We start from the raw sequence: 15,072 nt of genomic DNA, 5'->3' as shown, positions 1-15,072 counted from the left end.
TCCGCCGTCGTGCCGTGCCCCTCGGGGCGTGAGCCGCTCAGCCGACGGCCGCCCCGGCCCGCTCGCGCCGCTCGGCCTCCTGCCGTACCAGCGGCAGCAGCGTCCGGCCGAACTCCGCGGCGTCCCGCAGGGGTTGGTAGCCGCGCAGCAGGAACGTCGTCACGCCGACGTCCAGGTAGTCCAGCAGGGCCAGGGCCACCGTCTCCGGGGTCCCCACCAGCGCGGTGGAGTTGCCGGCCGCCCCGGTGGCCGCCGCGGGCGCGGTCCACAGGGCCCGGTCGTGGCGTTCGCCGCGCGCCGCGGCCTCCAGCAGCCGCCGCGAGCCGGTGTTCTCGGGGCGCGCCGAGGGTCCGAGGGGCAGCGGCGGGCGGGTCCGGTCGAAGAAGGAACCCGCCGTGCCGCGCCGCCGGATGGCGTCGAGGATCCCGTGCGCCCGCTCCCACGCCTCCTCCTCGGTCCGGCCCAGGATCGGCCGGAACGACACGCTGATCCGGGGCGGCGCGGTGCGTCCGGCCGCGTGCGCGGCGGCCCGTACGGCCGCGATCTGCTCGGCGGCCTGGGCCAGCGGCTCGCCCCAGAGCGCGAACACGTCGGCGTGCTTGCCGCCGACCCGGTGGGCGGCGGCCGAGGACCCCCCGAAGTACAGCGGGATCCGGGGGTGTTGCAGCGGGCGTACCTCGGAGCGGAAGTCGTCGAACCGGTAGAAGCGGCCCTCGTGCCCGAACCCCTCCGGTTCGCTCCAGGCCCGCTTGACCACGTCGAGGAACTCGTCGGTCCGGGCGTAGCGGTCGTCCTTGGCCAGATGGTCGCCGTCGCGGCGCTGTTCGGCGTCGTTCCCGCCGGAGATGACATGGACGGCGAGCCGCCCGCCACTGAGGTGGTCGAGGGTGGCGAAGGACCGCGCGGCGGCGGTGGGGGCGAGAATGCCCGGCCGGTGGGCCAGCAGCAGCCCGAGGCGCTCGGTGTGCGCGGCCACGTAGGCGGCGACCTGGGCGCCGTCGGGAGAGCTGGAGCTGTGGCCGATCAGGACCCGGTCGAACCCGGCCTCCTCGTGCACCCGGGCGAACCGCCGGGTGAACTCCGGGTCGACGGCGGGCCCGCCCGGGCCGCCCTCGGAGTCCTTGGTCCCGATCATCCCGATGAACTCAACCGGCACGGTGGTCACCGCCTCGCTGTGCGTGGGTCAGGGCCGCGCGGTCCAGCTTGCCGTGCGGGGTGAGCGGCAGCCGGTCGAGATAGTGCAGCCGCTGCGGGAGCAGGTGCGCGGGAAGGCGCCCGGCGAGCCGCTCGCGCACCAGGTGTGGTGGCAGTACGTCACGGTCGGCGACCAGGTAGGCCGCGAGCACCGGCGTACGACCGCTGTCGTCGACGAGGCAGGCGGCGCCGTCGACACCGGGCAGGGCGCGCAACTCCGCGTCTATCTCGCCGAGTTCGATGCGGAACCCGCGCAGCTTGACCTGGCAGTCCATCCGGCCCGCGTAGGACAGCCGGCCGTCGGCGTCGGCGACGGCCCAGTCACCGCTGCGGTAGCGGCCCCCGGGGAACCGTTCGGCGGTGAGGGCGGGGCGGCCGAGGTAGCCGTGGCTGACGCCCGCCCCGCCGACCCACAGCTCACCGGGCTGCCCGGGTGCCACCAACTCGCCTTTTTCGTCGCGTAGTTCCACGGTCAGGTGGCTCAACGGGCGGCCGATCGGGGTCCGTCCGGGACCGGCCTCGCGCAGCACCTCCGGGGTGAGCGTGCAGTGGGTGACGTGCACGGTGGTCTCCGTGATGCCGTACATGTTGGTGACGGTCGCGCCGGGTGCCGTGCCCGCGTCCCACCAGCGGCGGATGTCGTCGGGCACGAGGGCCTCCCCGCCCAGGACGACATGGCGCAGGGCCGGCAGTCGCACCCCGCCGGCGGCCGCCTCGGTGACGAGGTTGCCGAAGGCGGAGGGCACCTGGTTGAGGACGGTGACCTCTTCGGACGCCAGCAGGGCGGCGAAGGCGTCGGGGTCGGCGGCGGTCTCCCTGTCGACGACCACCGCCCGGCCGCCGTACAGCAGGGCGCCCCAGATCTCCCAGACGCTGAAGTCGAAGCTCCAGGAGTGGAACAGCGTCCACACGTCGTCGGCGCCGACGCCGAACAGCGGGATCGCGGCGTCCAGCAGCGCAAGCACCTGGGCGTGCCCGACGACACAGCCCTTGGGCGCGCCCGTCGAGCCGGAGGTGTAGATCGTGTAGGCGGTGTCCGGCGGGAGGACGGGGGCGGCGGGTCCGGCGGGGCGCGAGGCGAGGACCAGCGGTCCCGGTTCGGCGAGCACGCCCTCCCCCGGCGCCGGGGGCCCGTCGGTGAGGACCAGGCGGGTTCCCGAGTCGTCGAGCAGATAACGTTGCCGCTCCTGCGGATACCCGGGGTCGACCGGCAGATACGAGGCTCCGGCGCCCAGGATGCCCAGGAGTCCGGCGAGCGCGTACCGGGTCCGCCCGGCGCGCAGGGCGACCGGTTGACCGGGGGCGACCCGGCCGTGCAGGGCGCGGGTGACGGCGTCGGCCAGTTCGGCGAGCTCGCGGTAGGTGACCGGGCCCGAGGCGTCGGTGACGGCCGTACGGTCCGGCTCGCGGGCGGCGACCGCGCGGAACCGGGCGTCGAGGCGGTCCGCGGCGGGCGGCTGCGGGGAGCTCATACGGCGCTCCTGTCGTCAGCGGCGGCAGCGGCGGTCCGCCGGCCGGCCAGGGCGTGGGCGAGGTAGCTGGCCACGTCGTCGGGGGTGGTCCCGCGTCCGAAGACCCGGTCGGCGCCCAGTTCGGCGGCCATGGCCGGGTCGAAGCGCGGTCCGCCCACCACGAGCAGGGGCCGGCGGCGCCCGGTGAACGCCGCGTCGAGTTCCGCGCTGAGTTCGCGCACATTGGTCAGATGCGCGTCGCGCTGGGTGACGGCCTGGGAGACCAGGACGGCGTCGGCGCGCTCGCTCACCGCCCGCCGCACCAGGTCGGTCACCGCGACCTGGGCGCCGAGGTTGACCACCCGCATGGAGTGGTAGTACTCGAGGCCCTTCTGCCCGGCGAAGCCCTTGATGTTGAGGATGGCGTCGATGCCGACGGTGTGGGCGTCCGTGCCGATGCACGCGCCGACCACGACGAGTGCGCGGCCCAGGCCCTCGTGGAGGTGCTCGTCGACCTCCTGGGCGGACAGCAGCGGGTACTCCCGTTCCACGACGTCCACGGTGTCCAGGTCCACCCGGTGCACGACCGCGCCGTAGACGACGAAGAAGGCGAACTCCTCCCCCACCGGCCGGGCGTGGACGAGCAGCGGGCGTTCCATGCCCATGAGGCGGGCCAGTCGGAGGGCGGCCGCCTCGGCGAGGGGGCCGTGCGGCAGGGGGAGGGTGAACGACAGCTGCACCATGCCGTCGTCGGTGGTGTCGCCGTAGGGACGGACCGCGGGCGGCGGCCCTGCGGGGGTGTTCATGGCCGGTCTTCTCCTTCCGGGCCGGGGTCCGGGGACCCCTCCAGCAGTTCGATGGCGGGGTTGCGGTAGCCGGGGGCGCGTTCGGCCACCCCGTCCCGGCCCCGGCCGCCGTCGGCGGGCCGGCGCATCCCGCCGAAGGTGCCCGCGGCGATGGCGTCCAGCAGGCCGCGCCCGTCCAGCTCCTCGAGCAGGCCGACGGCCTCGCGCAGCACCGTGTCGGCGCGGCGGGCGATGACTCCGCCGGGGGCGGGCCGGAAGTCCTCCTCCAGGGCGCCTGCGGCGTCCATGACGTAGCGGACGTTCTGGAGCGCGAGGTCGCGGTCGGAGAGGAAGGGGGTGACGACGGCCTCGGTCATCATGCCGACGAGCAGGATGTTCTGCCGGGTCAGCGCCCCGGCCAGGTTGAAGAAGCCGTTGAGCAGATAGCCGCGGAAGACGTCGCCGGTCATGTGGCGGGTCGGCGGCATCCACTTGAGCGGGGCGTCGGGGAACAGTTCGCGGGCGAGCAGGGCGTGGGCCAGCTCCATCCGGAAGGAGTCGGGCAGGTCGGGATCGATCTCGAAGGCGTGTCCGAGGCCGAGCTGGGCGTCGGTGAGTCCGGCCTCCTTGCCGAAGTACTCGTTCAGCAGCTGGCTGGCGGTGACCGTGTGGGCGGCCTGCATCGCGTCGGCGGTGGTGAGGTAGTTGTCCTCGCCCGTGTTGATGACGATGCCGGCGCGGGCGTGCAGCTGGCGCGAGAACCGCTGGTCGACGAAGGTGCGCAGCGGGTTGATGTCGCGGAAGAGGATGCCGTACATCGAGTCGTTGAGCATCATGTCGAGCCGTTCCAGTCCGGCCAGGACGGCGATCTCCGGCATGCACAGCCCGGAGGCGTAGTTGGTCAGGCGGACGTAGCGGCCGAGCCCCGCCGACACCTCGTCGAGGGCGGCGCGCATCAGGCGGAAGTTCTCCTGGGTGGCGTAGGTGCCGGCGTAGCCCTCGCGGGTGGCGCCGTGGGGGACGTAGTCGAGCAGCGACTGGCCGGTGGAGCGGATGACGGCGATGACGTCGGCCCCGCCGCGGGCCGCGGCGACGGCCTGGCGGACGTCCTCGTGGATGTCGCCGGTGGCCACGATCAGGTAGACGAGCGGTCCGCGCGGCTCGCCCCACTCCCCGATCAGACGCTCGCGTTCGCGCCGTCGGCCGTCGATGACCGCGAGGCCCCCGGCCATCGCGCGGCGGGCGTCGCGCACGGCGTGCTCGGCGGCGGCGCCCTCGGGGAGCCGGAAGGAGACGTCCCGGGCGGTGGCGCGGGCGGCGAGGTCGGTGAGGTCGCGGCTCGGTCCGGTGCGCAGCGCGTGCCAGACCGGCAGCGCCACCCCGTGTTCCAGGCCGACCTGGTCGCGTACGGCGTCCACCAGCCGGTTGGCCCAGGGGATGCCCTCGGCGTCGGCGCCGGAGAGCCCGGCCAGCCGCAGCGCGGCCCGCTCGACGGCCACGGTGGTGTGGGAGCGCGCCAGGTCCACCACCGGCCGCCCCGCGCGTACGGCCAACTCCCGGGCGCGGCGCACCAGGTGGGGGTCGAGGCCGAGCTTGCCGGTGCTGGTGGCACGCGGCCGGGCGGCGGCGCGGGCCGGTGCGCGGCGGCGCTCGAACAGCTCCCGCACCCCCGGCTCGGTGCGCACCAGGTCCAGGGCCTGTTCGGCGTGACCGGGCTGGTAGCCGTTGCCGATGAGGAGGGTGACGTCGGCGCGCAGCCCCTCGGCGCCGAGCGCGGCCGCGGGGAAGGAGGTGGCCATGGAGAAGAAGACGACGGTGCCGCCGTCGCGGGTCGCCAGGACCGCCGCGTGCTCGCAGCCGGGTACGTCGGTGCAGACCACGGTGATGTCGACGGGTCCGCCGCAGCCGTCGAGCCGCTCGCTCAGCGCGACCGCGTCGCGGGCGTCGGCCCGCAGGACCGTGCCGGCCAGCCCGGACGCGGTGAGCGCGGCCTCCTCGGCGTGGTCGGGCACGACGCCCACCAGCCGTCCGGCACCCGCGCGGCGGGCGGCCGCCAGCGCCAGGCTGCCCGACTTGCCGGCCGCGCCGAGCACGGCCACCGAGGGCGCGGTGCCAAAGCGGGCGGTGTACTCGGCGACGGTACGGGCCGTCAGCGCGGGCGCGCCGCACACGTCGAGGACCGCGAGGGACAGCTCGTCGGGCAGGTCGGCGGGCAGGGCCGCGGCGACCGACCGACCGAAGAGGACGGCGTGCCCGCGGGCCGGGACGCGCTCCCCCAGCCCGTCCCAGTCCCGCAGCCCGTCGGTCAGGGTCAGCGGGGTCAGGGTGAGGGAGACCAGGCTCGCCACCCGGTCGCCGGCCTTGAGCCCGAGCGGGGTGCGTGGCCCGGCCTCGGCGACCGTGCCGATCAGCATGCCGCCGGAGCCGGTGACCGGGTTGTGCATCTTGCCGCGCTCGCGCACGATCCGGCACACCGCGTCCCGTATCGCGTCCCCGTCCCCGCCGTGCTCCTCGTGGAGCTGCCGGTAGGACGCGGCGTCGAGGTTGAGGTACTCCACGTCGATGCGCAGCTCGTCCTCGCGCAGCGGGGAGTCGGGGTCGAGCCGGTCGGCGGCCTGCGGCAGCACCCCGGCGGGGGCGAGCACCCGGTGCAGTCCCAGCGGCGAACTCTGCTTCCCTGCACCGGCGTTCACCGGGCCTCCTCCGACCGCCACCGGGCCCAGTGCGCCTGTCCGGCGGGGGGCAGGGTGTGCAGGGGGTCGTAGTAGTGGTGGGTGCGGCGCAGCGCCTCGGGGTCGTCGTGCTCGACGGAGGTCAGATAGTTCTTCGACCAGTCGGAGACGCCCAGTTCACGGTCGTAGGCGTCGGCCTGGTGCACCCAGCGCTTGCCGACGTAGGGCACGTCGCAGACCAGCCGGGGGGTGGCGAAGCCGGGCAGATAGCCCATGACGGCGTGCTGGAGGCGCTGGGCCTCGGCCAGCGGCAGCCGCCAGTGCTCGGCGCCGGGCACGATGTCGCAGAGGTAGAAGTAGTACGGCATGATCTGGGCGCTGTCGAGCAGGGCGAAGCACAGGTCGAGCAGGGCCTCGGGTGTGTGGTTGACGCCGTGCAGCAGGACGCCCTGGTTGCGTACGTCGCGCAGGCCGGCGGCGAGCAGCGCGCGGGAGGCCTCGGCGACCAGCGGGGTGACCTGCTGGGCGGTGTTGGCGTGGGTGTGCAGCGCGAGGCCGACGCCGCGCGCGGACGCCTTGGCGGCGAGCTGGGCCATCCCGTCGAGGACGTCCGGGGCGAGCCAGTGCTGGGGCAGCCCGACGAGGCCCTTGCTGGCGAGCCGGATGTCCCGGACGCTGTCCAAGTCCAGGAGCCGGTCGACGAAGGAACGCAGCCTGGGCCAGGGCACGTTGGCGACATCGCCGCCGGAGACGACGACGTCCCGCACGGTCGGGGTGGCGCGCAGATAGGCGATCATCCGGTCGAGGCGGTCCGCCGGGCGCAGCACGAACCGGTATTTGTCGATCTGCGGGGTGGAGGTGCCGACCAGGTCCATGCGGGTGCAGTGGCCGCAGTACTGCGGGCAGGTGGTGACGAGTTCGGCGAGCACCTTGGTCGGATAGCGGTGGGTGAGGCCCTCGACGACCCACATCTCGGCCTCGTGCAGGGAGTCCCGGGAGGCGAGCGGGTGACTGGGCCAGCGGGGGTGGCGGTCGCTGGCGACGGGCAGCATGTAGCGGCGGACGGGGTCGGCGTACCAGGCGGTGGTGTCCGGGACGGACAGGGGGCCGATGGTGTTGAGGACGTGCGGAGTGAGCAGGATCGGCATGGTCGCGAACTGCTTCTGGTCGGCCTCGAGGTCCTCGTAGAACGCGTCGTCGAGACCGGTCCCGGCCACCTCGCGCAACTGCCGTACGCCCTTGACGCAGTGGGCGCGCTGCCATTGCGGATCGCGCCACTCGGCGGGGGTGACGTGCCGCCAGGCCGGGAAGCGCCGCCAGTCGGGCTCGACGGCCTCGTGTCGTCGGTAGCCGTACGGCTGGGCGAGCGCGCCGGCCGTCTCCCGGGTGGGGGGCGCGGCCGGCGGGGGTGCGGTTCTCACGGGGTGCCTCGGTTTCTCCCGGCCGTGGGCGGCGGGTGGGGTCGTGGAGCGGGGCGGACGGCCGGGGCCGTGCGCCGCCGGTGGATCGGGTCCGGGTGGAGGCCCGGTCAGCCGGTGCCGGGGTGGACGGGCGGCCCGTCGACGAGAGCGCCGGGGGCGACCGGGGCGACGACGTCGAGGGCGTCGAGGAGGCGGGCGAGGTCGGCGGGCGCGCCGACGGAGACGCGCAGATGCCCGTCGAGGCCGAAGCGGCCGGCGTCGCGGACGAGGATGCCGTGGTCGCGTTCCAGCAGCCGTTCGGCCCGTGCGGAGTCGGGCACCGGTACGGCGAGGAAGTTGGTCACCGACGGCAGTGCCCGGCGTCCCCGGGCGGCCAGCTCGGCCCGGAACCGTTCACGGGCCGCGGCGTTGTCCTGCCGTACCCGCTCCAGGTGGCCGCGGTCGGCGAGCGCGGCCACGGCGGCGGCCTGGGCGGCCCGGTTGACGCTGAACGGCATGCTGCCCTGCGTCTCCCGCAGCCGGGCCACGAGGTCGGCGCTGCCCACGGCGTAGCCGATGCGCAGCCCGGCCAGTCCGTGCGCCTTGGAGAAGGTGCGCAGGGCCAGCACCGGGGCGCCGGTGCCGAGGTGGTCGAGGACCTGGGGGGTGCCGGGCGGGGCGAAGTCCAGATAGGCCTCGTCCACCACCAGGGGCGTGCCGGTGGCGGCCGCCCGCTCGGCCAGCAGGTCGAACGCGGCGCGGTCGAGGGCGCCCCCGGTCGGGTTGTGCGGGTTGCACACGTACACCACACCCGCCTCGTCGAAGGCGTCGGCGAGGGCGTCGAGGTCGTTCATGGGGACCTCGCGGCAGCCGCGGCGGACGTTCTCCAGGCAGATCCGGTAGCCGGGGAAGGTGCCCGCGGTGGTGACGCCGGGGCGTTGCGGATCGCCCAGGCACAGCGCGGTGAGCAGGACCAGTTCGTCACTGCCGTTGGCGACGGCGATCCGGTCCGGCCGGACGCCCAGGAGCTCGGCGATGGCCTGTGCGGGGGCGGTGCGGGCGGGGTCGGGGTAGGTCCCGGTGTCGTCGACGGCCGCGTGGGCGGCGCGCAGGGCGTGCGGGCTCGGGCCGTACGGGCTCTCGCTGAGGTGGAGGCGGACGGGCGCCCCGGCCCGGGTGCGCGGGACGGCGGGGGCGGTCACCGCGCACCGCCGAGGAGCAGGCCGAAGCAGTAACTGCCGGGCTCCGCCTCCAGGGTGAGGAAGCGGTGCTCGGCCCCGGCGGGGACGCGCAGCAGGGCGGGCGAGGTCAGCTCGTGCCGGTCGCCGTCGACGAGGACCTCGATACGGGCGCCGCCGGGGTGGGGCGAGACCAGGAAGTAGATCTCGTCGACCTCGTGCCGGTGCGGATCGGCGACCGGTCTGCCGACCAGGTGGTCGATGGGGCCGCCGGCCAGTTCGACGGGGACGCCGCCGAACATGTCGGCGGTGAGGTAGAAGGGCGCCGGTTCGTGGTGTCCGGCCACCGGCAGGAACTGCGGGATGTCCGTGCGGATCTCGGCAACCGCCCGACGGGAGGCGGGAGTCGGCGTCTCGGTGGTCATGCGGAGGCCTTTCGTCGGTCGGGGGAGGGAGCGTTCATCGGGCGAGCGGGACGGCCGGGGCGGACGGGGCCGGAGCGGCCAGGTCGCGGGCGCGCAGGGTGCGGCCGTCGGCGAAGGTGTAGGTGAGGGCGTCGAGGGCCCGGTCGAGTACGGCGACCATCGCGGCGTGGTCGTCGGCCGTGCCCCAGAGCACGGCCAACTCACCTGTTCCGACGCCGGGTTGTACGCGGGTGCCGGGCCGCACCCGGGTCTCGTAGCCGTCGAGGCCGGGCAGGGCGAGCGCGTCGGCGACCCCGTGCACGCCGGTGAGCGTTCCGCCCTCGGCGGGGGTGGGCACCGCACGGGCGTACACCACCCGTTCCTGGGGCGCCCAGGTCGCGGGGGCGGCTCCGCCCAGGGCGAGTTGCCCCGCCAGTGCCACCGGGTCCAGCCCGCCCGCCAGGCGGCCCAGACCGCTCTGGAAGCCGCCCAGCCTGCCGTTGACCTCGATCAACCGGGGCCCCTGGGCGGTCAGTTTGATCTCGGTGTGGGTGATGCCGGTGCGCAGGCCGAGCGCCTCGACCGCGCGGCCCGCCAGGTCGAGCACCGCCGTCCGTTCGGCGTCGGCGAGCGGCGCCGGCCAGTAGTGGCCGACCTCGCGGAACGGCGGGGCGAGCGGGAACTTGCCGGTGACCGCCCAGTGTGTGACCCGGCCGTCCGCCACCGCGCTCTCCACGGAGACGTGGTCACCGAACGGGGTGCGGTCGACGCCTGCCAGATACTCCTCCAGGACGAGGGCCGTCTCCCGGTCCGGGCCGGTCAGCAGGTCGGCGGCGAGCGCGGCGCCGGTGTCGGCGTCCCGCACCAGGTGGGTGCTGCGGCTGCCCTCGCCGCGGGCCGGCTTCAGGACGGCGGGCAGGCCCACCGCGGCGAGCGCGGGCGCCCAGTCGTCCGGGGTGCGCAGCAGCCGGGTCCGCACCGGGTCCACGCCCCGCTCGCGGAGCCTGAGCCGCTGTGCGTACTTGTCCGTCAGGAGTCGTACGGTGGCGGTGTCGTGGTACGGCAGTCCGAGCCGCGCGGCCAGGTCGGCGGTCGTCCCGAGCCGGCGCTCGCTGAAGGTGAGCAGGGCGTCGGGGCGGTGTTCCCCAAGGCGCGCGGCGGCCTCTTCGAGGTCGTCGTCGACCGGCACCACCGGCGCCAGGTCGGCCAGCAGCGGGGCGAGTTGCCCGGTGTGGGCCGAGCGGCACACGGCGAGGACGACGTCGCCGAGCGGTGCGAGACGGTCCACGACGTCCGCGGGGGCGACGGAGCCGAAGTCGTAGACGACGGCGATGACGGGGCGTGGCATGACCGTTTTCCTCAGGCGTCGGCGTGGTCGGGGTCCGGCGCGTACCGCACGCCGGAAAGGGTGGCGGCGAGCGCGGTCGGCGCGGGTGAGCCCGTCGCCGGTTGGGCTCCGAACATGCCGAGCGCCGGTTCCAGTCCGCCGATCCCGGCGGGGACGGCGCGGGCCGCCTCCCAGTCCGCGCGGCGCAGCCGGTAGCGGTCGCTGACGGCGCGCTGTCCGCGGACGGCGTTGATCTGGGTGCCGTCGTGGGTGAAGCCGAACTTGCGGCACACGGCCTGCGAGGCCGTGTTCTCGCGCCGTACGACGGAGAAGGCGTCCTGGGCTCCCAGTCCGGCGAAGGCCAGTTCGAGCACGGCGGCGCGCGCGTGGCCGCCGAGGCCGAGGCCCTGGTGGCGCAGGCCCAGCCAGGAGGTCAGGAGCACCTCGCGGGTCACGGCGAAGTCCCGTGCGCCCAGGGACTGGGAGCCGACCACCTCGCCGTCGTGCACGACGACCAGGTAGAGCGTCCAGTCCTCGGGAGTCCAGTCGGCCATGGCCTTCCAGTGCCGCTGGAGGACCCGGCGGGCGACGGTGGCCGGGTCGCCGTCGGTCCACTGGGAGAAGAAGGGCATGAACCCGGGGGCGTGCACGCCCTCGGCGCCCAGCGCGGCGAGCGCGTCGAGGTCCTGCGGGGTGGGGCAGCGCAGCTCGACGAGCGGGGTGCGCACGGTGATGCCGCTCAGCGGCCAGTGCTGCATGACGGGTTCCTCTCCTAGGAGCCGCTGGCGGCGGTGACGGGGGCGGGCTCGTCGGTCTCCGGTGCCGGGTCGGGCAGGTCGGCGGCGGCCGGCAGGGCGCGGCGCAGGGCCGGTCCCACGAGGGCCACGGCGGCGCAGGCGGCGACGAGGGCGAGGACGAGCGGGAGGCCGTCGGCGAGCGGCAGGGTGGCTCCGGCAAGGAGCGGACCGGCCACCGAGCCGGTGGAGACGGCGACGGACAGCATGGCGTTGACCCGGCCCCGGGCATGTTCGTCGGCGAGGTCGTTGAGCAGCCCGGTGACCACGGGGAACACCAGGGCCTCCCCCACGGACAGCAGCAGCACTCCGGCCATGGCGGTGACGGTGGCGGGGGTGCCGTGCTGGCGTCCCGCGACCAGGACGAGGGACCAGGCGGCCGCCCACAGGACGCCGGTGAGGGACAGCACGGTGCTGCGGCGCACCCGCTGCACCCGCTCGCCGAGGACGACCTGGGTGAGGACGGCGACGACGATGTTCACGGCGAAGGTGCCGGACAGTCCCTCCGGGCCGACCGCGCCGCCGGCCGTGAGATAGCCGGGCAGTCCCGACCTGAGCTGCCCGTACGACACCAGCGAGCACAGGGCGACCGTGCCGAGGAGGACCGCGAGGGCCCGGTGTCCCAGCACCTCGCGGTAGCCGACCGGCGCCCGCTCCGACGGCTCGCCGTCGGCGTCGCGCCCGATGCGCGGGAGCAGCAGGAGGAGGGCGGCGCCGGCGGCCAGGAAGGTGAGGCCGTCGGCGACGTAGAGCGCCGCGAAACGGTCCGCGCGGGACCCCGGTCCGGAGGCGGCGACCAGACCGCCCACCAGCACGCCGAGCCCGGTCATCGCGTTGAACACGGCGTAGTCGGCGGAGAAGGCGAGCCCGCGCTCCCGGGCCGTGGCGGCACCGGCGTACAGATAGCGCAGGACGGTGCCCACCCCGCTGATGCCGAGCCCGTACACCACGGCGGCGGTGAGCGCGGTGGGCGCCGAGGTGACGAAGGCGTACAGGCCGGTGCCCAGGCCCGCGACGCACATCACCAGGCCGACGACGGTACGGGGCGCGAGGCGGTCCAGGACCGCGCCCCAGGCGAGGCCGCCGACGACGGAGGTGGCGGCCTGCACGGCGAGGGTGGCGGCGGGGATCCAGGACGCGAGGCCCCGGACCTGGTCCAGGTAGATCCACAGGAACGGCAGGACCAGGCCGCCGCCGAAGGAGTTGACCGCGTTGACGGCCAGCACGGCCCGGGTGCGCGGGGTGAACTCCCGCAGGACCGCGAGGGGGTGGGCGCTCACCGCGCCTCCAGGACGTACAGCCACGAGTGCGGGGTGCCGAACGGGACCGTGCGGACCGGGTGCAGACCGGCGGCCGTGAACAGGTCCTCGTACGTCTCCTTGGTGTGCAGCGGTACGCCCATGAGCGCGTGGGCGAGTTCGTAGCCGAGGGAGAACACCGGCAGGGTGGCGGAGCCCTCGGCGTCGGGGCGGAGCATGGTGTCGGCGAGGACGAAGGTCCGGGCGGCCGGGAACGCCTCGCGCAGCCGGGTGAACAGGTGGGGGCGGGTCTCCGGGTCGGCGAGCAGGTCGTGCAGCAGGAAGAAGCTCATCACGGTGTCCACCTCGGCGATGGCGTCGCGGTGGGCCTCGCGGTGGCACACGTCGAGCACGTCGGCGCGGATGGCCCGGACCCGGCCCTCCAGACCGGCCTCGGCGATGGTGCGGTGGCCGAGTTCGGTGGCGGGGCCGCTGATGTCCAGGCCGAGGCCGCGGGTGCCGGGGCGGGCGCCGACGACCCGGCTGACCCGGGCGGAGATACCGCTGCCGAGGTCGGCGAGGGTGCGGAAGTCGATGCCGTCCAGGACCTCGTCGAGGGTGGTGGACATGAAGGAGCGGTCGTTCTGGCCGGACCCGAGGGCGACCATCGCCTCGTCACGCAGCAGGGTCTCGCCGAAGGTGGCCTCGCCGGTGGCCAGTCGGGCGGCGCCGGAGAAGAGGTCGCTGTAGCCGCCGACGGCCCAGGTGAAGTAGCCGCGCATCCTGAGCGTCTCGCGTCCGGCGTCGGTGAGGACGGCCGTGTCGCCGCCGTCCTCCAGCCGCAGCCAGCCGCAGACGGCGGCGGCGCGCAGCACCTCGCGGACGACACGGTCACGGACGGCGGGCCCGCCGGATCGCACGAAGTCGGCGATGTCCAGACGGGGTTCGGCGGCCAGCCGGTCCCAGACGCCGAGCCGGTCGAGGGTGTGCACGACGGTGGCGGCGACATAGCCGTTGAAGGCCTGGTCGACGCCGATGGGGGCGGGAGCGGCGCCGTACCAGTCGGCGGGCAGCGTGTGCGGCGGGGTGTGGAGGAGCGTCATCGTGATTCCGTTCCGTGTCGGGCGAAGGAGGGTCGCGGCGCGGCGTCGGCCTGGGCCAGGCCGAGGAGTTCGCCGAGGAGCCGCCGGAGGTCGAGGGCGGCGGTGAGGGGTTCGTAGACGGCGAGCGCCAGCGCCCAGTGGGCTGGCCCGGCGCGCAGACAGCAGCGCACCAGGGGCGAGTCGCGCAGCCGCAGCGGCTGTCGTGCCTCGTCGAGGACCGCCACCCGCAGGGCTTCCGGCCCGCCGTCCGGGTCGGGGGCGAGGTGGGCCGGCCGGGCCTGCGGGGTGGGCAGGGTGCGGGCCCGCCAGCGTCCGCCCGGCTCCCCGAAGACGGTGCGCAGGGCCGGGTGCCGGCGCTGGAGTTCGCGGAAGGCGGCGCTCAGGGCGTCCGGTGCCGGGGGCGGTCCGGGGACGACGGCCGCGACGGCCGCGTTGTGGTCCCCGGAGGAGCCGTGCCGGACCAGGTCGTAGAAGAGCCAGCGCTGCTCGTACGGCGTGAGCGCGCGCGTCACCGACGCGTCGGCCGGGGCCGGTCCGCCGGGTTCACGGCGCCGGAACGGATACCCGGGCAGCCGGACCCTGCGCCCGGGGCGACCGAGCGAGGTGTCGACGTCGTAGCCCTGCCGCCAGAGCGCGGCGATCAGCCGCGCGGGCGAAGCACTGTCGACCGGGTCAAGGGCGAGCGCGCCGGTGACGCCCGGGTCGGATGCGGCAGACACGCCGTCGGCAGGGGCGAGAGCGAGCGCATCCGCCCGGTCCAAGGCCAGCGCATCCAGCGGGTCGGAAGCGAGCATGTAGGCCGAGTCCGGGCTGGGTGGGCCGATGCGGACGACCGGCGTGCCGATCTGGACGGCCGAGGTGCCGGTCCCGACGACCGGGGTGCCGATCTGGGCGGCCGAGGTGCCGGTCCCGACGGCCGGGGTGCCGGTCCCGACGGCCGGGGTGCCGGTGTGGTTCTCCTTCGGGAGGTGGTCGTCGGTGGTCGGGGTGTCCGTCGCCGCGGCGAGGAGTGCGTCGGCCAGGGGGAGGTCGCCGCGTGCCGCGGCGGCGGCGAGGGCGCCTGGGCCCGTTCCGAGCACCGCGCGCGGGGTGACGCCGCGGGCGCGCAGCCAGCTCACCAGGCCGTGGAGGGCGGCGACCGTACGGGCGTCCGCGCAGTCGGCGTGTTCCCGGGCGAGCCGCAGGGCGTCGGCCACCTCGGGCAGGACGGGTATCGGGGCCGGCGCGGTGCCGTCGAGCAGCAGGACGGGTCCGTCACCCGGGGCCCGCACGGGCGAGGGGGACGTGGTGGCGTTCGTGGGGAGGGCGGCGACGGCCTCGGCCACGGAGGCCGCGGTGACGGCGTCCCGGCACGGGAAGCGTTCCCGGCCGGTCCACAGGGTCAGGGCCACGTCGTCGAGGTCGGCGTCCGGTGTGCTCTCCAGCCATGCGGCCAGCCGGCGGCGCGCCTCGGCCAGGGACTCGGGGTCCCGGGCGGACAGGGCCAGCACACGGAGGGGTTCTGTCGGGGTCGGGGGAAGGTTCAC

At 75.3% G+C, this 15,072-nt stretch carries 12 protein-coding genes; all 12 read right to left on the bottom strand.

All coding sequences use genetic code 11. From position 1 onward, the window contains the following. Positions 1–37: 37 nt before the first annotated feature. Positions 38–1,156 (bottom strand): LLM class flavin-dependent oxidoreductase, encoded by a 1,119-nt coding sequence (locus tag ACYQ8Q_RS42580; protein WP_460073734.1) that lies wholly within the window; start codon positions 1,154–1,156, stop codon positions 38–40. Then, on the bottom strand, positions 1,146–2,666 hold the full coding sequence (locus ACYQ8Q_RS42575; RefSeq protein ID WP_460072511.1) for an amino acid adenylation domain-containing protein: 1,521 nt from the start codon (positions 2,664–2,666) through the stop codon (positions 1,146–1,148). Before ACYQ8Q_RS42575 ends, ACYQ8Q_RS42580 begins: the two co-directional genes overlap by 11 nt. Then, a complete protein-coding gene (gene kamE, locus ACYQ8Q_RS42570) occupies positions 2,663–3,451 on the bottom strand; it encodes a lysine 5,6-aminomutase subunit beta (RefSeq protein WP_460072509.1) in 789 nt (262 codons plus the stop codon). The genes ACYQ8Q_RS42575 and kamE overlap by 4 nt, the downstream gene beginning before the upstream one ends. Continuing rightward, positions 3,448–6,123 (bottom strand): lysine 5,6-aminomutase subunit alpha, encoded by a 2,676-nt coding sequence (kamD, locus tag ACYQ8Q_RS42565; protein WP_460072507.1) that lies wholly within the window; start codon positions 6,121–6,123, stop codon positions 3,448–3,450. Before kamD ends, kamE begins: the two co-directional genes overlap by 4 nt. After that, entirely contained in the window at positions 6,120–7,523 is a 1,404-nt protein-coding gene (locus ACYQ8Q_RS42560; RefSeq protein WP_460072506.1) for a KamA family radical SAM protein, read from the bottom strand. Before ACYQ8Q_RS42560 ends, kamD begins: the two co-directional genes overlap by 4 nt. 107 nt (positions 7,524–7,630) lie before the next feature. After that, positions 7,631–8,704, bottom strand: a complete 1,074-nt coding sequence (locus ACYQ8Q_RS42555; RefSeq protein WP_460072504.1) for a pyridoxal phosphate-dependent aminotransferase — start codon at positions 8,702–8,704, stop codon at positions 7,631–7,633. Further along, on the bottom strand, positions 8,701–9,105 hold the full coding sequence (locus tag ACYQ8Q_RS42550; protein WP_460072503.1) for a cupin domain-containing protein: 405 nt from the start codon (positions 9,103–9,105) through the stop codon (positions 8,701–8,703). Before ACYQ8Q_RS42550 ends, ACYQ8Q_RS42555 begins: the two co-directional genes overlap by 4 nt. Before the next feature lie 34 nt (positions 9,106–9,139). Beyond that, positions 9,140–10,432 (bottom strand): ATP-grasp domain-containing protein, encoded by a 1,293-nt coding sequence (locus tag ACYQ8Q_RS42545; protein WP_460072501.1) that lies wholly within the window; start codon positions 10,430–10,432, stop codon positions 9,140–9,142. An 11-nt stretch (positions 10,433–10,443) separates the two neighbouring features. After that, positions 10,444–11,169 carry a GNAT family N-acetyltransferase gene (locus ACYQ8Q_RS42540; protein WP_460072499.1) on the bottom strand — a complete coding sequence of 242 codons (726 nt, stop codon included), beginning with the start codon at positions 11,167–11,169 and terminating at the stop codon, positions 10,444–10,446. Positions 11,170–11,183: 14 nt separating this feature from the next. Then, the gene (locus ACYQ8Q_RS42535) at positions 11,184–12,485 is read right to left on the bottom strand and encodes an MFS transporter (RefSeq protein ID WP_460072496.1); all 1,302 of its coding nucleotides are present in this window, start codon (positions 12,483–12,485) and stop codon (positions 11,184–11,186) included. Then, entirely contained in the window at positions 12,482–13,546 is a 1,065-nt protein-coding gene (locus ACYQ8Q_RS42530) for a methyltransferase (RefSeq protein WP_460072495.1), read from the bottom strand. The genes ACYQ8Q_RS42535 and ACYQ8Q_RS42530 overlap by 4 nt, the downstream gene beginning before the upstream one ends. Continuing rightward, positions 13,543–15,072, bottom strand: a complete 1,530-nt coding sequence (locus ACYQ8Q_RS42525; RefSeq protein ID WP_460072493.1) for a CurL C-terminal domain-containing protein — start codon at positions 15,070–15,072, stop codon at positions 13,543–13,545. Before ACYQ8Q_RS42525 ends, ACYQ8Q_RS42530 begins: the two co-directional genes overlap by 4 nt.

The sequence above is a fragment of the Streptomyces sp. YKOK-I1 genome, assembly GCF_054660435.1.
The sequence above is the reverse complement of the archived record's forward strand: the minus strand, read 5'-3'. Positions and strand labels throughout refer to the sequence as shown.

Coding starts and splice junctions, on each gene's coding strand:
- ACYQ8Q_RS42575 (WP_460072511.1), bottom strand. CDS start 2,666: ATGAGCTCCCCGCAGCCGCCCGCCGCGGACCGCCTCGACGCCCGGTTC.
- kamE (WP_460072509.1), bottom strand. CDS start 3,451: ATGAACACCCCCGCAGGGCCGCCGCCCGCGGTCCGTCCCTACGGCGAC.
- ACYQ8Q_RS42550 (WP_460072503.1), bottom strand. CDS start 9,105: ATGACCACCGAGACGCCGACTCCCGCCTCCCGTCGGGCGGTTGCCGAG.
- ACYQ8Q_RS42545 (WP_460072501.1), bottom strand. CDS start 10,432: ATGCCACGCCCCGTCATCGCCGTCGTCTACGACTTCGGCTCCGTCGCC.
- ACYQ8Q_RS42540 (WP_460072499.1), bottom strand. CDS start 11,169: ATGCAGCACTGGCCGCTGAGCGGCATCACCGTGCGCACCCCGCTCGTC.
- ACYQ8Q_RS42530 (WP_460072495.1), bottom strand. CDS start 13,546: ATGACGCTCCTCCACACCCCGCCGCACACGCTGCCCGCCGACTGGTAC.